The sequence below is a fragment of the Mycobacterium sp. OTB74 genome, assembly GCF_029892685.1.
Classification (GTDB): Bacteria; Actinomycetota; Actinomycetes; order Mycobacteriales; family Mycobacteriaceae; genus Mycobacterium.
Genome location: NZ_JARXVD010000019.1, coordinates 100,622 through 127,100, shown reverse-complemented (window position 1 = coordinate 127,100; position 26,479 = coordinate 100,622). Strand labels below are relative to the sequence as shown.

22 protein-coding genes and 1 pseudogene are annotated in these 26,479 nt (G+C 65.7%); 5 read left to right on the top strand and 18 right to left on the bottom strand.

Annotated features, from left to right (window positions below; genetic code table 11):
- Positions 1-65: 65 nt before the first annotated feature.
- The 3 genes from M2432_RS22535 to M2432_RS22525 form a co-directional block, all read right to left on the bottom strand.
- Positions 66-323 (bottom strand): CocE/NonD family hydrolase, encoded by a 258-nt coding sequence (locus M2432_RS22535; protein WP_280829055.1) that lies wholly within the window; start codon positions 321-323, stop codon positions 66-68.
- Positions 314-1,642 (bottom strand): CocE/NonD family hydrolase, encoded by a 1,329-nt coding sequence (locus M2432_RS22530; RefSeq protein WP_280829054.1) that lies wholly within the window; start codon positions 1,640-1,642, stop codon positions 314-316. Before M2432_RS22530 ends, M2432_RS22535 begins: the two co-directional genes overlap by 10 nt.
- A 101-nt stretch (positions 1,643-1,743) precedes the next feature.
- Entirely contained in the window at positions 1,744-3,786 is a 2,043-nt protein-coding gene (locus M2432_RS22525) for an NAD(+) synthase (protein WP_280829053.1), read from the bottom strand.
- A gap of 58 nt (positions 3,787-3,844) precedes the next feature.
- Here M2432_RS22525 and M2432_RS22520 point away from each other — a divergent pair, with 58 nt between their 5' ends.
- The 3 genes from M2432_RS22520 to M2432_RS22510 all read left to right on the top strand — a co-directional run bounded on the left by M2432_RS22520 (position 3,845) and on the right by M2432_RS22510 (position 6,156).
- A complete protein-coding gene (locus M2432_RS22520; protein ID WP_280829052.1) occupies positions 3,845-4,675 on the top strand; it encodes an NAD-dependent protein deacetylase in 831 nt (276 codons plus the stop codon).
- A gap of 297 nt (positions 4,676-4,972) precedes the next feature.
- Positions 4,973-5,266, top strand: a complete 294-nt coding sequence (locus M2432_RS22515; RefSeq protein ID WP_280829051.1) for a hypothetical protein — start codon at positions 4,973-4,975, stop codon at positions 5,264-5,266.
- An 86-nt stretch (positions 5,267-5,352) separates the two neighbouring features.
- Positions 5,353-6,156, top strand: a complete 804-nt coding sequence (locus M2432_RS22510) for a helix-turn-helix domain-containing protein (protein WP_280829050.1) — start codon at positions 5,353-5,355, stop codon at positions 6,154-6,156.
- An 18-nt stretch (positions 6,157-6,174) separates the two neighbouring features.
- Here M2432_RS22510 and M2432_RS22505 read toward each other — a convergent pair whose 3' ends face one another.
- Positions 6,175-7,440: a cytochrome P450 gene (locus M2432_RS22505; RefSeq protein ID WP_280829049.1), complete on the bottom strand. Its 1,266-nt coding sequence runs from the start codon at positions 7,438-7,440 to the stop codon at positions 6,175-6,177.
- 66 nt (positions 7,441-7,506) lie between these two features.
- Between M2432_RS22505 and M2432_RS22500 the strand changes: the two genes are divergently transcribed.
- Complete coding sequence (locus tag M2432_RS22500; RefSeq protein ID WP_280829048.1) at positions 7,507-8,142, top strand: TetR/AcrR family transcriptional regulator; 636 nt, start codon at positions 7,507-7,509, stop codon at positions 8,140-8,142.
- 6 nt (positions 8,143-8,148) lie between these two features.
- Here the strand turns inward: M2432_RS22500 and proB are convergent, their stop codons facing one another.
- The 13 genes from proB to M2432_RS22435 form a co-directional block, all read right to left on the bottom strand.
- Positions 8,149-9,258 carry a glutamate 5-kinase gene (gene proB / locus M2432_RS22495; protein ID WP_280829047.1) on the bottom strand — a complete coding sequence of 370 codons (1,110 nt, stop codon included), beginning with the start codon at positions 9,256-9,258 and terminating at the stop codon, positions 8,149-8,151.
- On the bottom strand, positions 9,255-10,730 hold the full coding sequence (gene obgE / locus M2432_RS22490) for a GTPase ObgE (RefSeq protein ID WP_280829046.1): 1,476 nt from the start codon (positions 10,728-10,730) through the stop codon (positions 9,255-9,257). The genes proB and obgE overlap by 4 nt, the downstream gene beginning before the upstream one ends.
- A 74-nt stretch (positions 10,731-10,804) precedes the next feature.
- Positions 10,805-11,062 (bottom strand): 50S ribosomal protein L27, encoded by a 258-nt coding sequence (gene rpmA / locus M2432_RS22485; RefSeq protein ID WP_280829045.1) that lies wholly within the window; start codon positions 11,060-11,062, stop codon positions 10,805-10,807.
- An 18-nt stretch (positions 11,063-11,080) separates the two neighbouring features.
- The gene (gene rplU, locus M2432_RS22480) at positions 11,081-11,404 is read right to left on the bottom strand and encodes a 50S ribosomal protein L21 (protein WP_280829044.1); all 324 of its coding nucleotides are present in this window, start codon (positions 11,402-11,404) and stop codon (positions 11,081-11,083) included.
- A 184-nt stretch (positions 11,405-11,588) separates the two neighbouring features.
- Positions 11,589-14,690 carry an Rne/Rng family ribonuclease gene (locus M2432_RS22475; RefSeq protein WP_280829043.1) on the bottom strand — a complete coding sequence of 1,034 codons (3,102 nt, stop codon included), beginning with the start codon at positions 14,688-14,690 and terminating at the stop codon, positions 11,589-11,591.
- A gap of 318 nt (positions 14,691-15,008) precedes the next feature.
- Entirely contained in the window at positions 15,009-15,419 is a 411-nt protein-coding gene (gene ndk / locus M2432_RS22470; protein WP_280829042.1) for a nucleoside-diphosphate kinase, read from the bottom strand.
- A 93-nt stretch (positions 15,420-15,512) separates the two neighbouring features.
- Positions 15,513-16,133 carry a cutinase family protein gene (locus M2432_RS22465; RefSeq protein WP_280829065.1) on the bottom strand — a complete coding sequence of 207 codons (621 nt, stop codon included), beginning with the start codon at positions 16,131-16,133 and terminating at the stop codon, positions 15,513-15,515.
- A gap of 70 nt (positions 16,134-16,203) precedes the next feature.
- On the bottom strand, positions 16,204-16,608 hold the full coding sequence (locus M2432_RS22460; protein WP_280829041.1) for a DUF4233 domain-containing protein: 405 nt from the start codon (positions 16,606-16,608) through the stop codon (positions 16,204-16,206).
- On the bottom strand, positions 16,605-18,041 hold the full coding sequence (locus tag M2432_RS22455) for a folylpolyglutamate synthase/dihydrofolate synthase family protein (RefSeq protein WP_280829040.1): 1,437 nt from the start codon (positions 18,039-18,041) through the stop codon (positions 16,605-16,607). Before M2432_RS22455 ends, M2432_RS22460 begins: the two co-directional genes overlap by 4 nt.
- A complete protein-coding gene (locus M2432_RS22450; protein WP_280829064.1) occupies positions 18,038-20,689 on the bottom strand; it encodes a valine--tRNA ligase in 2,652 nt (883 codons plus the stop codon). Before M2432_RS22450 ends, M2432_RS22455 begins: the two co-directional genes overlap by 4 nt.
- 115 nt (positions 20,690-20,804) lie before the next feature.
- Positions 20,805-21,455 carry a DUF937 domain-containing protein gene (locus M2432_RS22445; protein ID WP_280829039.1) on the bottom strand — a complete coding sequence of 217 codons (651 nt, stop codon included), beginning with the start codon at positions 21,453-21,455 and terminating at the stop codon, positions 20,805-20,807.
- A gap of 98 nt (positions 21,456-21,553) precedes the next feature.
- Positions 21,554-22,810, bottom strand: coding sequence for a trans-acting enoyl reductase family protein (locus M2432_RS22440; RefSeq protein WP_280829038.1), 1,257 nt, complete (start codon positions 22,808-22,810; stop codon positions 21,554-21,556).
- Positions 22,811-22,820: 10 nt separating this feature from the next.
- On the bottom strand, positions 22,821-24,800 hold the full coding sequence (locus M2432_RS22435) for a S9 family peptidase (protein WP_280829037.1): 1,980 nt from the start codon (positions 24,798-24,800) through the stop codon (positions 22,821-22,823).
- A gap of 16 nt (positions 24,801-24,816) precedes the next feature.
- Here M2432_RS22435 and M2432_RS22430 point away from each other — a divergent pair.
- A pseudogene (locus M2432_RS22430) lies at positions 24,817-26,032 on the top strand (FAD-dependent monooxygenase).
- An 84-nt stretch (positions 26,033-26,116) separates the two neighbouring features.
- Here M2432_RS22430 and M2432_RS22425 read toward each other — a convergent pair.
- Positions 26,117-26,440 carry a transglycosylase family protein gene (locus M2432_RS22425; RefSeq protein WP_280829036.1) on the bottom strand — a complete coding sequence of 108 codons (324 nt, stop codon included), beginning with the start codon at positions 26,438-26,440 and terminating at the stop codon, positions 26,117-26,119.
- Positions 26,441-26,479 lie beyond the last annotated feature (39 nt).

The following is a 26,479-nucleotide window of genomic DNA, read 5'->3' as shown; positions in this document are numbered from 1 at the left end:
AACTCCTTGGGATACGGCTTGGACACGATGACATCCTTTCAGCCCAGCTCTGAAAACTAGGCAGATCAGGTGTCACCTATTCGTGCAGCAGACCCATCGCCGGAAAGAATCCCGCCATAGATTTCGGGATTGATCCGCGCGCCCGTCCGAACCAAACCCAGCATCAGCAGCGAGGCCCAAGCTGTCTTGAACGCGCCACCCGGGTACAGCCCCTCGGTCAATGAGTTCCAGGCCAGCCCCGGCACGATCGCGTCGATGCGCTTGTCCGCTGCGGCCGAAACCCATTGAATGCCACCGCCATAGGACACGCCGATCATGCCCATACGGGGATCAACCTTCTGAGCGTCATCCAGTTGCACGCTGGTTGACCGGCCGTCCAGCTGATGATCGCTGAAACGTCCTTGCCCTCATATGCCGGGTTATCCAGCTGAAGCACGCCGCCCGAGAAATATTCGCCGCGGGGGTCCCAGGTGACGACGTTATAGCCGGCGGATCGCATGGTGCCAACGCCGACAAACCCTTGCGCATACGGGTCGACGACGGCCGGTTGGGTCATACCTGGGCCATACAGGATGGTCGGGGCGAGCTTGTCCGGCAACTGCTGCAACCCGGATGCCGGGAAGAAGTTGACACTGATCTGCGTGCCGTCGAACGACGTGACCATGTCGGTGTACGCCACGGGGGTGCCAGTCGGCGCCAACTGAGCCAGGTCGACGGTCACCAGTACCCCCACCGAAGAGCCAATGATCGGCGTCAACAGCCCATTGATTGTTGGAATCTGACGCAGGTTCACCAGCATCTGCGGGACAGAGCCACCGATGAGCGGGATCGATTCCAGCGCTGTGTCGAACGCGGTCTGCTGTGCCACGAGCACACTGAACTTCTCGCTGTTGCCGGCGGCGACATCGGCCCGGTTCGGCAGGTATGTGAACGTGCCGGTCTGAGCGAGGTTCACCTTGCCACCGCCAGTCGGGCCTCTGACGACGGTGTAGGTCAGGTCCCCGGTGAACGGCGTCCCGATGGAGCCGTTGATGATGCCGTCGCTAAGTTGTACCACCGGGCTGCTGATGACGGACGGGGTCACACCAGCTGCAGGTTGGACTGCAGTCAGTCTGGTGGTGCCAGCACCGAATTCACGACGGGCCGCGGCCAGCAATGCCCACGCAGCTGGCGGCTCGACCGGCGTGTTGGGCGACGAACCTGCGAATGGCTTGAGCAGGTCTGTGAAGACCTGGGTAACCGGCAGCGCGGTAATCGTCGGCGCCGTAGCGGATGTCACCGCAGCGGCCGGTCGGGCGACGCTAACCAACTTCGCGACCGCGGCGGGAACCGCAGGCTTGGTCGCATTACGCGTCACCTGTTGTTTGATCGACGCACGAATCGTTGCTCCAGAGTCCTTGCCCGCCGGCGCTTTTGCTTCGCTGCCGGTCGAGGTCTCCCAATTCTTCTGGACCTTAGCCTTCAGACTTTTGGCCCGCTGGCCGCTGCTGTGCGAATCGTACGACCCACCCGGCGACCCTGACCCCGACCCCGACGACGTCGGCTCGGCAGTGGCCACTCCGCTGCCGAAAACAATCGCCGTTCCCACCCCGAGCGCGACGGCCAATCCACCAACTCGACCGATATAACGTGCTGCAGCCATCGATACCTCACCAGCGTCGGCCATTAATTGACTGGAAGGTACCTGAGAAGATGCCCTAAATTGACGCGATTATCCGAAAATTTCGGTTCGCGTGTGCCCAATCAGTGCTCGGGAACGTGCCGATCGATCTCGTCCAGCCAGATCCGGGCCGACATGTCCGATGGCGCCCGCCAGTCCCCGCGCGGCGACAACGCTCCCCCAGACGACACCTTCGGGCCGTTCGGCAGCGCCGACCGCTTGAACTGGCTGAAGGAGTAGAACCGTTGCACGAAAACCTTGAGCCACTTACGGATATCGCTCAACGAGTACGCCACACGTTCGTTTTCCGGGAACCCTGCCGGCCAGTCACCGGCCGTCGCATCGCGCCAGGCATGCCACGCCAGGAACGCCACCTTCGACGGACGGAACCCGTGGCGGACCACTTGGAACAAGGAGAAGTCCTGCAAGGCGTACGGCCCGACCTTGGCCTGGCTGCTCTGGACGTCGGCACCGGGCACCAATTCCGGGGTGATCTCGGTATCCAGCACCGACTGCAGCACATCGTTGACGTCGTCTCCGAATTGTCCCGAGGAGATCACCCACCGGATCAGGTGCTGGATCAGAGTTTTGGGCACCCCGCCGTTGACGTTGTAGTGCGACATCTGATCGCCCACGCCATACGTGGACCAGCCCAGGGCGAGCTCGGACAGGTCGCCGGTGCCCAGCACGATGCCGCCGCGCTGATTGGCCAACCGGAACAGGAAATCGGTGCGTAGCCCGGCCTGCACGTTCTCGAACGTGACGTCATAGACCTCTTCCCCGCGGGAAAAGGGATGGTCCATCTCGGCCAGCATCAACCGAGCTGTGCCGCGAATATCCAACTCGGAGAACGTCACTCCCAGCGCCTTGGCCAGCGCGGTGGCGTTGCCCTTGGTGCGCTCACCGGTGGCGAAGCCGGGCATGGTGAACGCCAGGATGTCGCTGCGCGGACGGCCTTCGCGGTCCATGGCCCGGGCCGCGACGATCAGCGCGTGGGTGGAATCCAGCCCACCGGATACCCCGATCACCACGGTCGGATAGTTCAGCGCCCGCAGCCGCTGCTCCAGCCCGGACACCTGAATGTTGTAGGCCTCGTAGCAATCCTGTTGCAGCCGTTGCGGATCCGCGGGGACGAACGGGAAGCGCTCGATCTCGCGAAGCAATCCGATGTCGCCGGTGGGCGGTGCAACCTCGAACTCGATGCGCCGGAACGACGCGGTCCGGTCGGCGAAATTGCGCCGGTTGTCATCGAAGGTGCCCATCCGAAGCCGTTCGGCGGCAAGCAGTTCGGTGTCCACATCGGCAACCGACCGCCGCTCCCCGCGCGGGAACCGCTCGGATTCGGCGAGCAGCTCGCCGTTCTCGTAGATCATGGTCTGACCGTCCCAGGCCAGGTCTGTGGTCGACTCGCCTTCTCCTGCTGCGGCATACACGTAGGCCGCGAGGCACCGAGAAGACGCCGATCGAGCCAGCAGCTTGCGCTCGTCGGCCCGGCCGATGGTGATCGGGCTGCCCGACAAGTTGGCCAACACCGTGGCCCCGGCCAGGGCCGCGGTGGCGCTCGGCGGCACCGGAACCCACATGTCCTCGCAAATCTCAACGTGCAGAACAAAATTCGGCAGATCTGTGGCGGCGAACAACAGATCGGCCCCGAACGGCACATCAACGCCGCCGACCCGGATGGTGGTGGCCCTATTGCTCCTCACGTCCGCGGCGGCAAGTTGCCGCTTTTCGTAGAACTCGCGATAGGTAGGAAGGTAGGACTTGGGCACCACGCCGAGCACCAATCCACGGTGAATCACCACTGCGGTGTTATAGATCCGGTGCCCATGCCGCAGCGGCGCGCCGACCACCAGCACCGGCAACAGGTCTGTGGAGGCGGCGACGATCGTGGCCAGCGCGTCGGTCACCGATTCCAGCAGAGTGTCCGACAGCAGGATGTCCTCGATGGAATACCCGGACAAGGTCAACTCGGGAAATACCGCCAGTGCCACCGAATCGTCATGGCAGGCGCGAGCCAGCGCCAGCACCGAATCGGCGTTGGCAGTGGGGTCGGCCAACGTGGTGTGGTGCGTGCACGCGGCCACCCGGACGAATCCATGCCGGTAGGCGGAGTAGAAGTCCACATCCCGATTGTCGCACCGCGCTCACCGCTATTCGGCCAAGCGGCCTACTCTCGACAGCGTGCAGGCACCTGAACTGGTCAATCTGCTGGCCGGCCGACGGCTGGCGGTGCTGACCGGTGCCGGTATCTCGACAGACTCCGGCATCCCCGACTACCGCGGCCCGGACTCGCCACCCAGCAATCCGATGACCATCCAGCAGTTCCGATCCGGCCCCGAATTCCGGCGGCGGTACTGGGCGCGTAACCACGTCGGGTGGCGGCACATGGCGGGACGGCAGCCCAATGCCGGCCACCGCGCGGTAGCCGAACTGGAGCGCATGGGGTTGGTCACCGGGGTGATTACCCAGAACGTCGATCTGCTGCACACCAAGGCCGGCAGTCGGGACGTCGTGAATCTGCATGGCTCCTACGACCGGGTGGTCTGCCTGGACTGCGGGTACACCATGACCCGGTCGGCACTGGCCGAGGAGCTGGAGCAGCTGAACCCCGGATTCACCGCACGGGCGACACGGGTAGGTAGCATTGCCGTGGCCCCGGACGCCGACGCGGTGGTCGAGGACACCACAGCATTCCGCTTTCTAGACTGCCCGCGATGCGGCGGCATTCTCAAACCAGACATCGTTTATTTCGGCGACAGTGTACCCAAAGACCGTGTACAGCAAGCATATTCGCTTGTCGACGCGGCCGAGGCGCTGTTGGTCGCGGGATCATCGCTCACCGTGTATTCCGGTTACCGTTTCGTCCGCCATGCGGCGGCGGCTGGCAAGGCAATCGGAATAATCAACCGCGGTCCAACCCGCGGCGACGAATTGGCCGCGATCAAGGTCGACGGCGGTTGTTCGGAACTGCTCGTGCTGTTGGCGGGCGAACTGAGTTCGCCGGCGGCGTAGCACTGAGTGTCGAAATCAGCTGTGATGCAACGCACATTGTGTGTTGACCGACACCCGCGGCACCGGTGACTCACACGAAGGAGAGGACATCACCGGCACCGGCGGGTTGATTCCGGTGCGGCCTGATGTCACGGAATCTTCAGGACCCAGTGAAAACTGCTGCACCACTAGCCCTTTCACAGCTTATTGCCAGCTTCGGCGGCCAGCTCGGTGTCATCAGGCACGGTGTTCAGCTCCCGGCCATATTGGGTATGAAACGTTTTAGATGGAGTGAGTGTCCGTAACCAAATTGCTGATGTGAGGCGCGGCACCCAAGACCGTCGCGAAGCAATCGACCGACTCAACGACAGCCCGTTCGAGGCCGCAGACCTGGACCGCGCGATCATCCGCGCAAAGGCCGCTGACCTGGACTTTTGCGTTGAATTGTACCCGCCGCGTTCCGTCCCCGTCGCCGACAGCAGCTTCGAGGGTGTGTTTGTTCAACCCGCCGCGGTGTTCTGGCCGTTGCGGTTGATTTACACCGACGCCGCAGAATTGGCGTTGGTCGTCCGGGTGGAAACGCCGGCGACACCCTCGAAACCATCGGAATGACTTCGCACCTGCGGTGAGCGGAGGCTCGGCAATTCGGGTAGTCCACTACGCAAGACAGGTTTACCGTGCGCTTTTAGCGTTATGGCATGACCCAAGTCATGGCAGGAATCGATGAAGGCGTCGTCGTCTTTCCGAAGACTGCGTGCCGGGACAATGCGGACAGCCTGAGCTCCGCAAGCATGCCGGCCGCTGGCCGAACGGTACTCAATGGCGCTTTCGCAGTGCTGGAGTCGCTGGCCGCAGCCGACCATGGATTAGGTCTGACCGATCTGGCTCGGACCAGTGGACTGGCCAAGAGCTCTGCCTATCGCCTCGCCGAACAGCTCGTCCATCTCGGGGCAGTCCAGCGCGTGGCACGTCGCTACTACGTAGGTCCCAAGGTGGGACACATAGGCCGCAGTTGGCATCCCGATCCACTACTGCGTCAGGCCGGCCAAGGGCCGGTCCACACGCTGGCCGTGCAATCGGGGGGCTGCGCAACACTACGCATCCTTCATCAAGATTGTCTGACCGTCATCTGCGCGACCACGCGCCAGGGCCACCTCTGCACGCTTGCTACCGACGGCCCCGTTTCCACTGCCCGCACCGCCACCGGGCGCGTGCTCTACGCCGCACGACGTCCGAACGACGGGGAACTACCTGACTGCTGGTCCTCGCGCGAATGGGAGAGCCTGCGCGCCGGTATCCGCGACCAGCGGGCCGTCGTCGTCGAGAAGGAGGAGGCGTATCCGGGAATCTGCTGTGTGGCAGCTCCGGTGTGGTGGCCTGACGGCAGATGCGCCGGAGCGGTCACCTCGGTCCTGCACGGTGCCCCGCCCAGCCGCAGAATCGAAGAACTAGTGCTGCGCGCGACCCGCTGCGTCGAGCAGGGACTGACGCCGGCCGACTGATCTCCCAGCGGCGAACCGTTACCAGGTGACCGGCATGCTGCGGACCGCATGGATGAAGTTGCCCGGCACCAGCGACAGATCGCCAGCCTGAATATCGGGCAGCATGGTCAACAGCTCACCAAAGATGACCCTCAACTGAGCCCGCGCCACATGCGCGCCAAGGCAGAAATGGCGCCCGCCGCCGCCGAATCCGACATGCGGGTTGGGACTCCGACTCAGGTCGAACCGCTCGGGTCGCTCGAAAGCCTCGGCGTCCCGATTGCCCGACTCGTAGAACATCACAACCTTGTCGCCTGCTGAGATCTGGCAGTCACCCAGCTCGAAATCGACTGCGGCAGTGCGGCGGAACGTCATCACCGGGCTGGCCCAGCGGATGAATTCCTCGACCGCGAGGCCGATTCGCGCATCGAAATCTGCTGTCAGCCAAGCCCGTTGATCGCCGAAGTCGCTGAGGGCCTTCATCGCATGGGTGGCCGTCTGACGGGTGGTGTCATTACCTGCGACGGACAGCAGCACAAAGAACGCCGCAACTTCCTGGTCGGTGAGCTTGGCGCCGTCGACCTCGGCCTGGACCAATGCGCTGAGCAGGTCGTCGCCGGGGTTGCGACGGCGCTGCTCGGCCAGCTCCAGTGCTACCTGATGCAGATACATCTGGCTGGCGAACAGCACCTCCAGCGGGTTGCGCCCGGCCAGAAAATCCGAGTCAGCCCAAGACACCAGCGCGTCGGCGGCATCGGTGACCTGCCGGCGCTGAGAGTCGGGGATGCCGACCATGTCCGAAAGCGTGCGCAGTGGAAGTTGTTTGGCGCAGTGTTCGACGAAATCGGCGCCGCTCCCGGCGTCGCGCAACTCCGCAACGATCTCTTTGGCGTTGACCTTGATCGAGTCTTCGATCCGGCGGACCTGTCGCGGCGTGAACGCCGCGTGGACGACCTTGCGGATCATGGTGTGCCGCGGCGCATCCATCGCCAGGATGGACTGCGACGCCTCGAGCAGCTCCTGCGGCACGCTCTCGAACATCACCCCCTGACCGGACAGAAAGACCTCGTTGTTGCGGCTGACCGCGACGATGTCGGCGTGCCGCGTCACCGCCCAGAACCCACGGTCGTTCGGGTCGGACATTAACGCGTCGTCGACCGGCCGGTGCCAACTGACCGGACGCCGCTCACGCAGCTGTGCGAACGACCGCTCGCGGTCAGCCGCCTTGCCTGCCCAGAAGGCCCGGGAGGACAAATCAACCGGGTCATAAACCCGCTCAACAGGTGTGATCGAGGACACAGTCATGCTGCTGACAATAAGTCTAGACATAGTGTCTAGTCAATACGTGCGACAGTCGGCTACCCTGCTGGTATGCCCTCGGTCACCCGAAAACCGCAGGCCAACCGCCAGGAGCGGCGCGAGCAGATGGAGCGGCGCCTGCTCGACGCCACCGGTCGGCTGATGGGCGACGGCGCCAGTTTCACCGAGCTGAGCGTGGACCGCCTGGCCACCGAGGCCGGCATCTCCCGCGCCAGCTTCTACGTCTACTTCGAAGACAAGGGCCACCTGCTGCGCCGACTGGCCGTGGAGGCGTTCGACGACCTCGCCGCCGCCGCCCGGCGCTGGTGGTCTGTGGAACACCCCACTTCACGGGACGTACACAACGCGATGACGGGCGTCATCGCCGCCTACCGCGTTCATCAGCCGGTGCTGGTCGCGCTCAATGAGATGTCGCCATACGATCCGCAGGTCGGCCAAGTCTACCGTGACCTGATGGCGGGCATGGCCGCGCAGTTGGTCACCACCATCACAGCCGGCCAGGCCGCCGGGCTCATACGCGCCGATCTCTCGGCCGCCCCCACCGCGGACGCGCTGAGCTGGATGGTGGAACGAACCCTGCAGCAGAATCTGCCGAACAAGCCGCCCGACTACGACAGCGAGCTTGCCGACGCACTCACCGAAATCGTCTGGGGTGCAATGTATCTCAAACCGACGACGGCCGACTAGAACAGGCTAGACGGCAACAAGGTCGTCGGCATGCACTGCGGGACGGCGCATCTCGGCCGGCAGTTCGCTGGTGGAGCGGCCGATCATGCCCACGAGCTCGGTGTCATCGAATGCCACGACACCCCGCGCCACCGTCGACCCGTCCGGGCCATGCAGCTCAACAACATCCCCACCGTGGAAACGCCCCGACAGACCGATGATCCCAGCGGGCAACAGCGACTTGCGCTGCTGCACCACGGCCCGCACCGCACCGGCATCCAGCACCAGCGCGCCGGTGGTCTCGGCCGCGTAGCGCACCCAGAACCGGCGCGCCGACATCCGTTCGGGGCGGGCGGCGAACACCGTGCCTACCGAAGCGTCGGTCAAGGCGGCAGCGGCGTCGTTGGCGCCCGCCAGCAGCACAGGCACGCCTGCGTCGGCCGCCAGCAGCGCCGAGGACAGCTTGGAGGCCATGCCGCCGGTCCCCAGCCGACTGCCGCCGGTGGCCTGCACGCCCTCCAGATCCCCGGACACCGCGACCTCTGAAATGAAGCGCGCGTTGCCTTTTCGCGGATCTGAGTCGTACAGCCCGTCGATGTCACTGAGCAGAATCAGCGCGTCGGCGCCGACCAGCTGGGCGACCAGAGCCGACAGTCGATCGTTGTCACCGAAGCGAATCTCATTGGTGGCCACCGTGTCGTTCTCGTTGACGATCGCCACCGCATGCAGCGCCCGCAGCCTATCCAGGGTGCGCTGGGCGTTGTTGTGCTGTACCCGCTGCGCGATGTCGTGAGCGGTCAGCAGCACCTGCCCGACAGTGCGGTCATAGCGGGCGAAGGCCGAACTCCAGGCGTTGACCAACGCCACCTGGCCGACGCTGGCCGCAGCCTGTTTGGTGGCCAGATCGGCGGGACGCTTGGTCAGACCCAGTGGCTCGATGCCCGCGGCGATGGCGCCCGAGGACACGATCACCACATCCGAACCGGCCTTCATCCGCTTCTCGATGGCGTCGGCGAGCTCGGCAAGCCGGCCGACGTCGAACACGCCGCTGGGCGTGGTCAGAGCGGTGGTGCCGATCTTGACGACCACGCTGCGCGCGGTCCGGATGGTCTCCCGATGCGCCGAGGGCTTGCTCACTCGTCGTCCCCGACAGGACGACCGTGCTCATCCGCGCCGGGGCGGCGGCGGTCCTTGCGCGCAGCCTTACGCTCGGCGGCACCCACCCGGTCGGTCTGCTCCAGCCGGACGTCGGTGCCGCGGCCCGACATCTGCACGTCAACACCGGCGGGCGTCTGCGGCTCCCAGTCAAAAGTGACATCGCCGATGGTGACCGCGCACCCGGCCCGGGCGCCCATCTTGAGCAACTCGTCCTCGACACCGAGGCGGGCCAGCCGGTCCCCCAGATAGCCGACCGCCTCGTCATTGTCGAACGCGGTCTGGGCAATCCACCGTTCGGGCCGCGAGCCGCGCACGATGAAGCCGCCATCGCCGTCCGATTCGACGGTGAAGCCGCTCTCGTCGATCGCGATGGGCCGGATGATGGGCCGCCGGGGCGCCACCACCGGTTGCGCAGCACGGTATGCCTCCACCAGGCCCCACAGCGCGAAAGTCAAGGGGCGCAAGCCGTCTCGGCTGACGGTAGAGATTTCGTAGACCGGCCACCCGTATTTGGTAGCCACTTCCTCTTTGACGAAGTCGGCCAGCTCGCGAGCGTCGGGCACGTCAATCTTGTTGAGCACCACCGCGCGGGGCCGTTCGGCCAGATCGCCCAGTGTCGAATCCCCTTGCAGGGTGGGCGTATACGCGGCGAGTTCAGCTTCCAGCGCTTCGATGTCCGAGATCGGGTCCCGGCCTGGTTCTAGCGTCGCGCAGTCGACCACGTGCACCAGAACCGCGCAGCGCTCTATGTGTCGCAGAAAGTCCAGGCCCAGGCCGCGGCCCTCGGACGCGCCGGGGATCAAACCCGGGACATCGGCCACGGTGAACGTGTTGTCGCCGGCCGAGACCACACCCAGGTTGGGCACCAACGTGGTGAACGGATAATCGGCGATCTTCGGCTTGGCCGCCGAAATGGCCGACACCAGCGAGGACTTGCCGGCCGACGGGAATCCGACGAGGCCGACGTCGGCAACGGTCTTCAGTTCCAGGGTGAGGTCGCGAGCCTGGCCCTTCTCACCCAGCAGCGCAAAGCCCGGGGCTTTGCGCGCCCGGGACGCCAGCGCTGCGTTGCCCAGGCCACCGCGGCCGCCGGCCGCTGCCTCGAAACGGGTCCCGGCACCAACCAGGTCGGCCAGCATCCGGCCCTGTTCATCGAGGACGACGGTGCCGTCCGGCACCTTCACTTCGAGATCGTTGCCTGCGGCACCATCGCGGTTGCTGCCTGCGCCCGGCTTGCCCGAGGGCGCGTCGACATGCGGGCGGAAATGGAAGTCAAGCAGGGTGTGTACCTGCGGGTCGACGACCAGGACGATGCTGCCGCCCTTGCCGCCGTTACCGCCGTCAGGGCCCCCGAGCGGCTTGAACTTCTCCCGGTGTACCGACGCACAGCCATTACCGCCGTTGCCGGCCCGCGCGTGGATCACCACACGATCAACGAACCGGGGTGCCATCTGACGTCCTCTCCATCAAACGAAAAACTGCCACGAGGCGAAACCTCGTGGCAGCTTCACACTCGTAGGAAAGGTTAAGCCTCTGCCGGGACGATGTTGACCGTCTTGCGGCCACGCTTGGTGCCGAACAGCACCGAACCGGCTGCAGTGGCGAACAGGGTGTCGTCGCCGCCACGGCCGACGTTCACGCCCGGGTGGAAGTGGGTGCCGCGCTGACGGACCAGAATCTCGCCGGCCTTGACGACCTGGCCGCCGAACCGCTTGACGCCGAGGCGCTGCGCGGCTGAATCGCGACCGTTGCGAGAGCTGGAAGCGCCCTTCTTATGTGCCATTTCGTTCGCTCCCCTTACTTACTTGATGCCCGTGACCTTGACGACCGTCAGCTGCTGACGGTGGCCCTGGCGCTTGTGGTAACCGGTCTTGTTCTTGAACTTGTGGATGCGGATCTTCGGACCCTTGGTGTGCTCGAGCACCTCACCGGTGACCGCGACCTTGGCCAGCGCCTCGGCGTTGGTGGTGACCTTCGCACCCTCGACCACGAGAGCCACCGGCAGCGAAACCGACGAGCCCGGCTCGGAGTCCAGCTTCTCGATCTTGACCACGTCACCGACGGCAACCTTGTACTGCTTGCCACCGGTCTTGACGATTGCGTACGTGGCGTTATCGGCTGCCATCGTTGGTGTTCCTCTGTTCTTCGTTCGTCTACTGCGGGGCGCGCGCCACCCGGGGGCTGCGTGCGCGGGTCATGGTGCGAGGGCCGCAAGGCATCCTCGCCGTCGCCGGTGTCGGCCAGACGACAACTGGTTAAGGGTACGTGACCAGTTAATCGAGGGTCAAACCGGCGACCGGCCTACCACCTCAGCCGGCAGCCGGTGGGCCGGCCGGACGGGCTGCGGCACGACGGCGCTGACGGCCGGCAGGAGCCGGCGCTACGACAGGTTCCGGCTCTAGAACCTCCGGCTCATCGTCCTCACCAGGCTCATCGTCCTCACCAGGCTCATCGTCCTCGTCAGGCTCATCGTCCTCGTCAGGCTCATCGTCCTCGTCAGGCTCATCGTCCTCGTCGTCCTCATCATCGAGGTCGTCGTCTGAGTCCTCGTCGGCGTCCTCGAAGTCCTCATCGAGTTCGACTTCGAGTTCGTCTCCCGCGTCGTCCTCGTCCTCGTCCTCGTCTTCGTCCTCGTCGGAGTCGTCCTCGTCGTCGGACTCGTCATCTTCGACATCCGAATCATCGAGGTCTTCGTCATCGAATTCGTCGCCCTGATCTGTGTCGACCTCGTCGGTGTCGACCTCAGAGACCAGGGTCTCGTCGTCGGCCGATTCATCGTCGCCGAGAGTGTCGTCGTCCAGGACGTCGTCGTGCTCGTGGTCGTGCTCGTGCTTGCCGTTGGCCGCAGCCATCGCCTTGAACATCGGATGCTCACCGGCCGGGTGCGACGGCACCTTCGCGACCGGCTGTTCTTCGGCCTTGACCGCGGCCGTGGCCTTCTTGCCACGCTTGCTGCGTCGGCCACCGCTGGCGTTGTTGCCGCCGCTCGGTTCGGCCTTGCGACCCGCAGCCGAGGCGGTGTCGACCGGGTCGCCGTGCAGCACGATGCCGCGGCCGGCGCAATGGGTGCAGGTGGTCGAGAACGCCTCGATCAGACCGGTACCCAGGCGTTTGCGGGTCAGCTGCACCAGGCCCAGCGAGGTCACCTCGGACACCTGGTGACGGGTACGGTCCCTGGCCAGCGCCTCGGTCAGTCGGCGCAGCACCAGGTCGCGGTTGGACTCCAGCACCATGTCGATGAAGTCGATGACCACGATGCCGCCGATGTCACGCAGCCGCAGCTGGCGCACGATCTCCTCGGCCGCCTCCAGGTTGTTGCGGGTGACGGTCTGTTCCAGATTGCCGCCCGACCCGGTGAACTTGCCGGTGTTGACGTCGACGACGGTCATGGCCTCGGTCCGGTCGATCACCAGGGTGCCGCCCGACGGCAGCCAGACCTTGCGGTCCATGGCCTTGGCCAGTTGCTCGTCGATGCGGTACACCGAGAACACATCCGGTCCGGTCGAGCCGCCCACCGGCTCGTACTGAGAAATACGCGAAAGCAGTTCCGGCGCAACGGAGTTGACATAGCCGTGGATGGTGTTCCAGGCATCGTCACCGGAGACCACCAGCTTGGAGAAGTCCTCGTTGAACAGGTCGCGGATGACCTTCACCAGGACGTCGGGCTCCTCGTACAGCGCCACCGCGGCACCCGCGGCCTTGGCCTTGGTTTCGGCAGCAGTGGTCTCGATCTCGGTCCACCGCTCCTGCAGCCGGTTGACGTCGGAGCGGATGTCCTCTTCCTTGACACCTTCGGAGGCGGTGCGGATGATCACGCCGGCATCGGACGGCACGACCTCTTTGAGGATTTCCTTGAGGCGCTGACGCTCGGTGTCGGGCAGCTTGCGGCTGATACCGGTCGACGAGGCTCCCGGCACGTAGACCAGGTAACGACCGGCCAGCGAGACCTGCGTGGTGAGCCGGGCGCCCTTGTGCCCGATCGGGTCCTTGCTGACCTGCACGACGACGTAGTCGCCGGGCTTGAGAGCCTGCTCGATCTTGCGGTTGGCGCCACCGAGGCCGGCGGCCTCCCAGTTGACCTCACCGGCGTACAGCACGCCGTTGCGACCGCGGCCGATGTCGACGAATGCCGCCTCCATCGACGGCAGCACGTTCTGCACGATGCCCAGGTAGATGTTGCCGACCAAGCTCGCCGACGCGGCCGAGGTGACGAAGTGCTCGACCACCACGCCGTCTTCCAGCACGGCGATCTGGGTGTAGCGGGCGCCTTCGTGCGGCGGTTCAGTGCGGATCTTGTCGCGCACCACCATGACGCGCTCGACAGCCTCGCGGCGGGCGAGGAATTCAGCCTCGCTCAGGATCGGCGGGCGCCGGCGGCCGGCATCACGGCCGTCACGACGGCGCTGACGCTTGGCCTCGAGCCGTGTCGAACCGCTGATCCCCTGGATTTCGTTGTTGTCGGACTTGGCGCGTGGCGCCCGCTCGTGCACGACGGTGTTCGGCGGGTCATCGGGCGAGCCGGCGTCGCCATCGGCTTCACCTCCGGACTTGCGCCGACGACGGCGACGGCGCCGACGGTTGCCACCTTCGCCCGTAGCGTCGTCGCCGGCATCCTCGTCAGATTCGGCCTCGTCCTCAGCGTCCTCGGCTGCCTCAGCGGCTGCCTCCGGAGCCTCTCCGTCGGCTTCGGCGGCGTCCTCAGGGCTCTGTTCCCCGCGTCCGCGGCCACGGCCACGACGACCGCGCCGGCGGCGACGGTTTGCCGGCCGCTCGCTGTCGTCATCGCCATCCTCGGTCGCCTCGTCGGCGCCCTCGTCGTCAGCTTCGTCGTCGGCTTCATTTCGCGGCTGGAACGTCACCGGCTGTGGTGCCACGAACAGTGGCAGGTAGTCGGCGGGCTCGGCGGCGACCCGCTGGACCGGCGCCGGCTCCAGCATCAGGCGGGATTCGGGCTCGTCACCATCGACAGCGGCCTCGGCGTCGAGCTCCTCAGTTTCGGGTTCCTGAGCTTCTGGCGCCTCAGCTTCGAGCGGCCCGGTTTCGGGTGTCTCGGCAGCAGGTGCCTCGGCTTCAGCTGCCTCAGCTTCAGATGCGGGGTCCTCGACTGCGACCACCTCAACGACCTCGACTGCGGCCACCTCGGCCATCGCCGACTCTGGCGCTTCAGGCTGCGCTGCGGCGGCTTCGGTTGCCCCCAGACCCAGCAGTTCGCGAACCTGCTCGGCTTCTGCGCGGGTCACCGTGGAAGCAGGGTTCCGAGGTCTGCCGTCGACTCCGGCCAGCGCTTCGGTGATTTTCTTGTTGGTGGTCCCGAGTATCCGGGCCAGCGAGAAAATCCTCAGCCGGTCGGGCAACTCCGCCAAGCGGTTCGCATTTTCGGATTGGGCTTCGTAGTTGGCATCGTCGGCCACGTATTCTCCTCAAGCCCCCGGGCGCGTCGTACGACGCGGCCACGCGAGGGCTTCCGCTATTGGCCCGGGGAACTTCTCCCGAGCTTGTTATGGTCTCGCACCTAGCGGCCCACGGGGAGCCCTCGGCGCCTGGCTGAATGATGGCTGGACGGTCGGCGCCGCACCCGGAAAAATCCGGGTGGTCGCGCTCGTCTAAGTCTTCATCCGGGTACCCGCTCCTGGTATGAAGCAGGTCACCCGTATGCCAGTATCCCACATCGTCGGCCAATCTCCGACGAGGTGCCGCCAGTAGCTCAGCTACGGGGTCCCATTGGTAGCTCAGCTAGCGGGAAACCACAGAGCGATTTCGCGGGCCGCAGACTCGGGCGAATCGGAGCCGTGGACCAGGTTGTCCTGGGTCACCAGGGCCAGGTCACCGCGGATGGTGCCGGTGGCGGCCTTCTCAACCGGGTCGGTGCCGCCGGCGATCTGCCGAAACGCGGCAATGGCGCGCGGGCCCTCGACGATGGCGGCCACGACCGGGCCGGAAGTGATGAATTCCAGCAGGTCACCGAAGAAGGGCTTGCCCTCGTGCTCGGCGTAATGCTTGGTGGCCAGCTCGACGCTGACGTTCTTCAGCTCGAGAGCAGCGAGGGTCAGGCCCTTGCGCTCGATCCGGCCGATAATTTCGCCGATCAGGTGTCGCTTGACGCCGTCGGGCTTGATCAAAACCAGGGTCCGCTCAGTCACGGCGGACAGCGTACCGGCCGGTAACCAAATCCAGCGATTTGTGCACGATTTTCCGCGCTGAGCGCGGGTTTTCGTGCACAAATCGCGAAGCAGTTACACCAAACCGGCGATGAAACCGGCTGCCTGGCCGGGGAACGGGGCGAATTCGTATCCGTTGTGCGCTGCTCGGCTGCGGCCGCCGGGTTCGCAGATCGGGTCACCGGCAGCGCACAGATCGATCGTGCGTCCGGCGAACAGTCCCGTGGTTGAGAGCGGGGTCCCGAACCGTGCGGACGGACCGCCGAACACCGCAACGGCATTGACCCGAGCGGCCAGATCGGGCGGCAACGGCGGCGCCGACCCGAGGTTGCCGACGGTGTCGCCCAGTGGGTTGACGCCGGCGAGCATGGCCACAACCGCGGCCCCCTGCGAGAAGCCGCCCAGAACGATCCTGGTGCCCGGGCATTGCGCCGCGGTGGCCGCGATGTGCGCGGTCGCGTCGTTGGCACCGTCGGCAGTGGTCAGGAAGTTGATGCTGGCCGGATAGTTCACCCCATAGGTGGTCATGGTGCGGCCACCGAGTCGCGGCGCCAGCTCACCAGCCAGTGCCTGACCGACGCGTCCGAGACCCGGCGGTTCGGCGGTGCCACGGGCGAAGACCAGTTCGACATCAGCGCAATCATCAGCGCGAACCACACCCGGCGACGGCCCGATGGTCGCGACCACCACGCACATCAGGACGCTGGACACTGACCACAACCAACGCAGGATCACCGCCCGATCGTGGCACAACCGGCGTGTCCGGTCAGTCCGATTCCCGTTGTTGCCCCGGCAGCAGTCCACGGTCCTGGCGGCACTTGACCTCGGTCCGCAGGTAGAGGATCAACAGCCAGACCACCAGGAAAATGACCCCGACGATGCCGATGGTCACGTCGATCAAGGCCCCAGCGATCAGCACCACCTGAAGCCCGACGTTGGCGCCGAGCGCCCACGACCGGCCCTGCATCCCGGACATCAGAATCAGTACGACCGCCATGCCGATCAGGAAGCCACTGCTCAGCGGTGTCAGACCACCGTGGAACACCGACACCACCGGCAGCGCCAGCAGCACCACGATGGCTTCCAGGATCAGGGTGCCGGCCATCACGCCGCGGAAGCTCTTCCAGGGGTCTGGCGGCTGCGGATCTGTTGGCTCCGCGGGGGCGCTCATGCCGGGTCCTTTCCGAACAGGGTGCGGGCCGCACCCGCGGTAACCACCGAACCGGTGATCACCATGCCGGCGCCGGATAAGCCATCGCTGGAGCCGTATTCATTGCCGGACTCTTCGACCAGCGCGGTGGCGGCTTCAATCGCGTCGGGCAGTGTGGCGGCCGTGATCACCCGTTCCGGGCCAAAGCGATCCTGTGCCAGGGATGCCAAAGTTTCGATGTCCATGGCGCGAGGCGAGCCGTTGTGCGTCACTACCACCAAATCAAATGCCGGTTCCAGCGCGGCGAGAATGCCGACCACGTCCTTGTCTGCCATCACCGAGATGACGCCGACGAGGAACCTGAACTCGAACTCGGATTCCAGTGCGTCGGCGAGCGCCGCAGCGCCGGCCGGGTTGTGCGCGGCGTCGATGAAAACCGTTGGGGCGCTGCGCATCCGTTCCAGACGCCCGGGGTTTGTCACCGACGCAAAGCCGGCCCGCACAGTGTCGACGTCGAGCTGCCGGTCCGCGCCGGCACCGAAGAAGGCCTCCACCGCTGCCAGCGCCAGCACCGCGTTGTGCGCCTGATGCTCACCGTGCAGCGGCAGGAAGATGTCGGTATACACCCCACCCAGGCCCTGCAGTTCCAGTACTTGTCCCCCGACCGCGATCTGCCTACCGCGCACGGCGAACTCCGCGTCCTCGCGGGCCACCGCAGCGTCCGCGGTAACTGCTTGCGCCATCAGTACTTCCATGGCCTCGGCAGGTTGACGACCGATCACCGCAACAGTGCTCGGGTCGGTGCCGGCCGGCACCAGATCGGGTTCCTGACGGGCAATGATGCCGGCCTTCTCCCCCGCGATCTCCGCGATGGTCTCGCCTAGAAAGTCAGTGTGGTCCAAGCCGATCGGGGTGATGACGGCAACCGGAGCGTCGACCACATTGGTGGCGTCCCAACGTCCACCCAGGCCGGTTTCGATGACCGCTACGTCCACCGGCGCGTCGGCGAACGCCGCGAAGGCCATGGCGGTGAGGACCTCGAACTTGCTCATCTTGGGACCCGGCTTGCCCAGCTCGCCCGCCTCGGACTGCCGGTCGACGATCTCCACGAAGGGCTCGATCTCGGTGTAGGTGGCCACGTATTGCGCTGGGCTGATGGGCTTTCCGTCGATGGCGATGCGCTCGGTGGCAGCCTGCAGGTGCGGGCTGGTGGTTCGGCCCGTGCGCCGGGAGAACGCCGTCAGCAGCGCGTCGATCATCCGGGTCACCGAAGTCTTGCCGTTGGTACCGGCCACATGAATGCTCGGGTAGCCACGCTGCGGCGACCCGAGCATCTCCAGCAGCGCGACGATTCGCACGGTGCTGGGCTCGATCTTGGTTTCCGGCCAGCGCTGATCCAGCAGGTACTCGACCTGCAGCAACTCCGCGATCTCGTCGGGCGTGGGCGCGCTCATGCGGACGGCAGGCCCGCCAGTCGTGCGGTGATCCGGTCGACCTCATCGGTGGCCAGCTGCTGACGGCCCCGAATCTTGGCGACCACGTCGTCAGGAGCCTTGGCCAGGAACGCCTCATTGCCCAATTTACCTGCGGTCTGGGCGAGTTCCTTCTGCGCGGCGGCCAGATCCTTCTCCAAGCGACGCCTTTCGGCGGCCACGTCGACCGTGCCGGAAGTGTCCACCTCGACCAGGACAGTGCCCTGCGAAAGCCGGACCTCAACTGCCGCAGACGGATTGAAGCCGTCGGCCGGTTCGGTGAGCCAGGCCAGCGAGGTCACCGCCGCAACCTGAGCGTCCAGGTCGGCTTCACTGATGCCCACCAGCCGGGCGGGAACCTTCTGCCGGTCGTTGAGGCCCTGGTCGCTGCGGAATCGGCGCACCTCGGTGATCAGCTTCTGCATGTCGTTGATGCGTTGCGCGGCAACCTGATCGAGCTCGATGCCCGACGGTGCCGGCCAATCCGCGATGACCACCGACTCGCCGCCGGTCAAGGACTTCCACAACGCCTCGGTGACGAATGGCATCACCGGATGCAGCAGCTTGAGCAGCGCGTCGAGCACCGCCGCCAGCACGGCCTTGGTGTGCTCGCCTCGCGAACCGCCTTCGAACAGTTGAGCTTTGGCAAGTTCGACGTACCAGTCACAGAACTCGTCCCAAGCGAAGTGGTACAGCGCCTCGCAGGACCGGCTGAACTCATAACGGTCCAGCGCGGCGTCTACCTCGCCGCGCACCTCTTCCAGGCGGCCCAGTATCCAGCGGTCGGCGTCGGTCAATTCGGCCGACGCCGGCAGCGCCGCGGGAGCCGCACCGTTCATCAACGCGAATCGCGTTGCGTTGAAAAGCTTTGTAGCGAAGTTGCGGGACGCCCGGGCATGGTCCTCACCGATGGACAGGTCGCCGCCCGGGCTGGCGCCTCGCGCCAGGGTGAACCGCAGCGCATCGGCGCCGAAGGACTCCACCCAGTCCAGCGGGTCGATGCCGTTGCCCTTGGACTTGCTCATCTTGCGGCCGAACTCGTCGCGAATCAGGCCGTGCAGGAACACGTTTTTAAACGGCACCTGCGATTCGCGCGCACCGTCAAGCGTGATGGTCTCATCGCCACCGACGAAGGTGCCGAACATCATCATCCGGGCCACCCAAAAGAACAGGATGTCGTAGCCGGTGACCAGAACCGTTGTCGGATAGAACTTTTCCAGCTCCGGGGTACGGTCCGGCCAACCCATGGTCGAGAACGGCCACAGCGCCGACGAGAACCAGGTGTCCAGCACATCGGGGTCCTGTTGCCAGCCGGCCGGCGGCTCCTCGTCCGGGCCGACGCAGACGGTTTCACCGTTCGGTCCGTGCCAGATCGGGATGCGGTGACCCCACCACAGCTGACGCGAGATGCACCAGTCGTGCATGTCGTCGACCCAGGCGAACCATCGCGGCTCCAGGCTGGTCGGGTGAATCACGGTGTCGCCGCCTCGAACTGCATCGCCTGCAGCCTTGGCCAGGGACTCCACCTTGACCCACCACTGCAGCGAAAGCCGTGGTTCGATGGACTCACCACTGCGCTCGGAGTGTCCGACGCTGTGCAGGTACGGACGCTTCTCGGCCACGATCCGGCCCTGTTCGGCCAGTGCCTCGCGGACTTTGACCCGGGCCTCGAACCGGTCCATGCCGTCGAATTGGGTTCCGGTGTCTGCGATCCGGCCCTTGGTGTCCAGGATTGTCGGCATCGGCAGGTTGTGACGCAGGCCGATCTCGAAGTCGTTCGGGTCGTGCGCGGGGGTGACTTTGACGGCGCCCGTGCCGAATTCGGGGTCGACGTGAGTGTCGGCGACGATCACCATCCCGTGGTCGACGAACGGGTGCGGCAGCGTCGTGCCGACCAGGTGGCGGTAACGGTCGTCGTCGGGATGCACCGCGATCGCGGTGTCGCCGAGCATGGTCTCGACGCGCGTGGTGGCCACGATGATGTGGGGCTCGCCGTCGTTCATGGAGCCGTAGCGGAACGAGACCAACTCGCCCTCGACGTCCTCGTATTTGACCTCGAGATCGCTGATCGCGGTCTCCAGCACCGGCGACCAGTTGACCAGCCGCTCGGCCTGATAGATCAGACCGGCGTCGAAGAGCCGTTTGAAGATGGTCCGCACCGCACGGGACAGGCCGTCATCCATGGTGAACCTGTCACGGCTCCAGTCCACGCCGTCACCGAGACGGCGCATCTGGCCGCCGATGGTTCCGCCAGACTCGTGCTTCCAGTCCCACACCTTGTCGACGAACAGTTCGCGGCCGAAGTCCTCTTTGGTCTTGCCGTCGACGGCGAGTTGTTTCTCAACCACCGTCTGGGTGGCGATGCCGGCATGGTCCAAGCCGGGCAGCCACAGCACCTCGTAGCCCTGCATGCGCTTGCGCCGTGTCAACGCGTCCATCAGGGTGTGGTCGAGGGCGTGGCCCATGTGCAGGCTACCCGTCACGTTCGGCGGCGGCAGCACGATGGAGTACGGCGGCTTGTCGCTGGTCGGGTCAGCGGTGAAGTACCCCGCATCGACCCAGCCCTGGTACATGTCGGCTTCTACCGCGCTCGGATCCCACGACTTGGGTAGGCTATCGGCCGAATTCATGGCGGCGGGATCAGGGGTATCGCTGGCAGTCACCGGCCAATTCTAGGTAAGTCCCGCGAGCAGTCGTGAAAGTGCCCTTGATTGACTGCCCGCGGGGTCGGTTACACCTATGCCGCTACTTGCGGCCACCCAGCAGGCCGCCCAGGATCTCGCCGAGCGGATTGTTGCCTGTGCCACTCGCACCGCCGCCGAGCGCGCCGCCCAGCACGTTGCCCAGGATGCTGCCGAGGGGGTTGTTGTTGCCGCCGGCGGCACCTCCACCGAGCGCCCCACCCAGAATGTTGCCCAGCACGTCACCGAGCCCGCCGCCACCGGCTTGCGCCGGCGCCTGAGCCTGCGGCTGGGCTTGGGCCTGGCCCAGCCCGCCGCCGAGCTGCTTGCCGATGTACGCGAGCACGATGGGCGCCAGAATGGGCAGCAATTTCTGGATCAGGCCGCTGTTGCCTACTCCGCCGCCCGCCAGAGCCGCAGCCACCTGATCGGTGCTGTTGCCGCCGAAAATCTTGGAGATGGCGTTGGCCCCGTCCTCCTGGTTGACCTGATCGACGCTGACCCCGCCGTCGAGCAGACCACTGGCCGCCTGGTTGTTGGCGGCGTTCTCAATATCGGCGGCATGATCCGGGTTCTGCGCGTTGTGCTGCAGGCCGCCGACCAACAGCGGAACCAGCGTCTGGATGGCGCTGTTCACCTCACCTTCGTCCGCACCAAGTTGGTTGGCAATCTGTTGCGTCGGAATCTCATTGAGCAAATCATCGAGACCAGCCATGGCATGTCCACCTTCGTCGCCGTGATGTGAAAAACCTCCCTATCGACACTAGTCGCGAAGGAGCCGATGCACGGCGGTTCCGCGCGCCGTGCATGAATTCAGCCCAGCGATTCAACCTCCAGGGTGACACCGGCGGCAGGCAGTCGAGTCAGCAGCACATCGCCCATTGCCGCGGCCGGGGTCAGCACGCCACGCTGGTCGGACAGTCGGTCGCGGTCGAAGGCCAAAGCCAGCCCGCACTCACCCAGCAGCAACGAGGTGGCCTTGTAACCGGGGTCGCCCTGCTGTGCCATGATCGCCCGGTATCGGGCACCTGTGGTGGTACGGGTGTACGTCTCGACCCGGTAATAGCCGTTGTCCCGGGCTTTTTCGCTGGGCCCGGTGCCCGGAGCCGGGGCAAGACGCTCCACCAGGCCGCGGGGCACCTTGTCGAAGAATCGCGTGCCCAGGCCCATGATCGTTGCGTTGGCCGCGGTTCCCATGGCGGAGGCGATGGGCGCGATCGGCGAGGACCCCAGGCTCATGTTCTCCGAGTACCGGAAGCGTCGGCCATATGCCCAGTCCAGCAGGGCGTTGCTGCGCCGCACGATGCGCACGTTGGGTGGACCCATTACGAACGCTCCGGTCCAGATCCCGTCGAGTTCTGGCGCGATGTCGCGACCACGGCGCCATGGTGCATCGGACTGATGACCCAGCTCGGGCTCAGCGGCGCGGTCGGTGCTCAGCGTGTACGGGTCGGTCAGGGCACGCCGCACCTGGGGATCGGCCGAAGCCGCGGACATGAACTCGAACATCGACGCGACGGTGCCGCCGGACACCCCAGCCGAGAAACCGCGCAGCACGAAGTCGGTGTCGGTCAGTTCGCCTGCCGCGTCCTGCTGCGCCCGCTTGTACAGTGCGTAAGCGGTGAGATCCGAAGGGATGGAATCGAATCCACAGGCGTGCACGATGCGGGCGCCGGTGTCGACGGCTTCCTTGTGAAACTGATCGATACTGTCCCGGACGAACATGGTCTCGCCGGTCAGGTCGGCGTAATCGGTTCCCGCTTTCGCGCACGCCGCGACCATGGGTAAGCCGTACTTGGTGTAGGGGCCGACGGTGGTGACGACGACCTGGGTGCGCTCCGCCATGGCATCGAGCGTCGCTTGCGCCGATGCGTTGGCCTCGATCAGCGCCCAGTCCTTTGCGGCCGGCCCCAGTGAATCGCGCACGCCTTTCAGCTTTTCCACCGATCGCCCGGCCAGGGCAATCCGCGCCGCCCCCGCGGTCGTGGCCAAATACTTCGCGGTGAGCTCTCCGGCGAAGCCGGTTGCTCCGTAAAGAACGATGTCAAATTCGCGCTGCGGTCCGGTCATGATTGCAAACCTAACCAAGAGTCTCGGGGAGGTCGACCGTCTGCCCCAGCACGTGTTGAGCCAGAAATGCGATGACCACCTGGTACCAAATCTTGGCGTGCCCCGGCGCGGCGATCCAGTGCCCCTCGGACGGGTAATACAGGTACCGATGCACCGTGGCACCGGTGCCGTCGGCGGGCAACCCGGAGCGGGTCAGCAGGTCGTACCAGAGCCGTAAGCCTTCCCCGATGGGGACCCGATAGTCCTTGTCGCCGTGGATCACCAGCATCGGAGTGCTAATGTTCTCGACGTGCAGGTGTGGCGAATTACGTTCGGCCATATCGGAACTCATCTCCCGAGCCCACCAGTAAGCGCTGTCGGTGGTGGGCCCGAACTGGTCCAGCGCCCACAGGCTGGCGTGGGTGACAATGGCATGAAAGCGGTCAGTGTGCCCGGCGATCCAGTTGGCCATGTAACCGCCGAACGAGCCCCCCATCGCCGCGATCCGGGTGGTGTCGACGCGGGGATGCTCAAGCGCCGCATCGACGGCCGCCATCAGGTCGGTATAGGTCGCGAAACCCCATGCACCCCAGCCACGTTGGATGAAGTCCTGGCCATAGCCGGTGGAGAGTGCCGGGTCCGGAAGCAGCACCGCGTAGCCCTGTGCGGCGAGCAACCATGGGTTCCATCGCCAGTGCCAGGTGTTCCAGCTGCCCAATGGGCCTCCGTGCACCCACAGCAGCAGCGGTGCCCGTTCGTCGCCGGCCGGCAGGGCCAGCCAGGATCGCACTGGGACCCCGTCCGGCGCATCGGCGGTAAGATCGACCAATTCTCCTGGTATTTCTGGGAATTCGACGCATTGCAGCACTGTGACAGTGCCATCTGTGCCAATGCCGACCGGGTGTGGCGGGGTCAGGTAATTGCTGCGAAGGGCGAACACCACACCACCGGGGGCAGGCCGCACGTCGCTGTAGCTGAAATCATCACGGGTCAGCTGGGTTACCGTCCCAGTGCTCGGATCGACGCCGAAAATCGGTCCACGGCCATTGTCGTCGGCGGTGACCAACAGTGTGGCGCCGTCGGCCGACCAAGCCACCGAGGTCGGCCAGCGGTCCCAGGCCGCGGTAAGTTCGGTCAGCTCGGCTCCGAACTTCATGCAGCACAAGGTGATCCGCGGTGCCTGCTGCGGCGTGGAATGGGTTTCCCGGGTAAAGGCGACCGCAGTACCGTCAGGTGAAATGGCCGGATGGCCAAAGTCGGCGGCCGAATCCTCGGCGATGACGACTCGTTCACCGGATGCGACATCGATGCGTACGAGCACACCACGCTGCGAGGTGCCCGGACCAGGCTGCTGCCAAGAGGCAACCACGAAGCTTCCGTCGGCACTGACGTCGACGGCGGCCTCGCGCAGCCCATCGCCGGGTTGCGGGGTGACGTCACGGGCCTTGCCGTCGCCGACAGCCAGGAGATGGGGTTCGTCCGGGCCAAGGTCATGGTCCCAGTAGCGAACCGGATAGCCAGTGTGCAGGATTGCCGAGATGGCGTGGTCCTTGCGCAACGAGCGCAATCGCTTGTCGTCATCGGTGGTGCCCGCCGACGGGAGCATCGGTGCGGTCACCAACACGACGTCGGCTCCGCTAGCCGGATGCACCTCGCTGACCCCACCCGGGAGGCTCAAAAGCTGTTGTGCTTCACCACCATCCGACGGTAGCGACCACAGCGCAGCGGGTGGTTCATCTTCGCCGTCCGTAGCACGGGACGCCACGAACAGAAGATCACCGGCCACGGTAAAGGCCGGCTTGGACTCCCCCCTGGCCCCGCGGGTCAGCCGTCGAGCCGACCGCACGCCGTTCGGATCGAGTTCCCAAGCAGCGGTGACGTATTCGGTGCCTTTGCTGTTCAGCTCGCTGATCATCGTGACTACGCGGGTGCCGTCGGGCGACACTGCAAGCCCGGACACCCGAGGCAATGCGAAGTAGGCGTCCAGGTCGTGGAATAAAGTTCCGGCCATGTCCCGTTGGTAGCACATGACCGGCGGACCGACAGAGCATCGGTCGACGTTAGGGTCATCACGTGACGGAACGCCCCTTGTAGTCGGTGCAGGCATCGCCGGCTTGGCTACCGCGGTCGGGCTGCAGCAGATCGGATGTCAGGTCACGGTTGTCGAAGCCAGACCCGGCACTGCGGACTCGCCGGTGAGCGCCGAAGGCGCCGGTATCAGCATCTGGCCCAATGCGCTGGCCGCACTCGATGAACTGGGGCTCGGCGACGCGGCCCGGGTGGCCGGTGGGCAAGTTACCGCCGGTGCGGTGCGCTGGCGCGATGGCACGTGGCTGCGTCGGCCGGCGGGCAATCGGATTGTCAACGCCCTGGGTGAGCCCGCGCTGGTGATCACCAGGGCGACGCTGACCAACCTGCTGGCTTCTGCCCTGATCCCGGGCACCATCAGGTCAGGCGCCATGGTCAGCGAGTTGACCATGACCAGCGACGGGGTGCGGGTCCGATTCTCCGACGGCGACGTCTGCGATGCAGCGGCCGCGATCGGTGCCGATGGCATCGGGTCCACGGTGGCTCACCACCTCAACGGTGCATTGCCCCGCAAGTACGCGGGGTACACAGCCTGGCGCGGCATTGCCGAGCGCGCCCTGCCTGCCGAGTTGGCCGGAGAAACGCTGGGACCGGCAGTGTCGTTCGGACATGTGCAACTGGGTCCCGATAAGACGTACTGGTTCGCCACCGATGTCTGCCCGGCTGACGGCCGAGCTCCACAGGGCGAGCTGGTCTATGTACAGCGCAAGTTCGCATCCTGGGCCGATCCGATCCCCGATCTGCTCGCCGCGACCCAGCCCGAGGCGGTGCTGCGCAATGACATCGAGGACCGCGTTCTGGCCCGGACCTGGTCGCGCGGGCCGATCGTGCTGGTCGGGGGATGCCGCGCACCCGATGCGCCCGCATCTGGGTCAGGGCGGTTGCCAGGGCCTCGAGGACGCCGCGATCCTGGCGCGGTGCGTCGCCGCAGACGCCAACCTGCCCCGGGCGTTCTCGGAGTTCGTCGCGCTGCGGCGCTCACGGGTACGCAGGGTGGCGCGTCAGGCCGAGTTGATCGGCCGGGCCGTAAACCTGCAGCCGAACGTTCTGAGCGTGCTCGCCTCTCATGCGACCACACTGATCCCGGAGAAGCTGCTGATGCAGCAGATGGCTGTCATCGCCGCCAGTAGCGCCTTCCGGCCGCCGACACTCTGATCCGGTAACGACGAACGGTGCCGGACCGTAAGGTCCGACACCGTTGCGTCGTTTTTGGGGCTTGTCAGCGCCTGAAGGCGTGATCTAGCCGCGGCCGCCACACACGGGCCATGCGCCCATGCCCTGGCTGTGCGCAATGTTCTCGGCGACCCGGATCTGCTCCGACTTGCTGGCCTGGTGCGGCATGCCTGAGCCGCCGTTGGCCCGCCAGGTGCTCAGGGTGAACTGCAGGCCACCGTAGTAACCGTTGCCGGTGTTAATGGCCCAGTTGCCACCCGATTCACAAGCCGCAACTGCATCCCAGTTGTGGCTGTCCGCATTAGCGGTACCGGCCCCGATGGCCATCGGCGCTGCAACGAGCGCCCCAGCAACGGCGGCCAGCCCAAACGTCTTGCGGATGTTCTTCACGTGATTCCTCTCGCCGAGCGCGCGCCACCCACGCCCGCA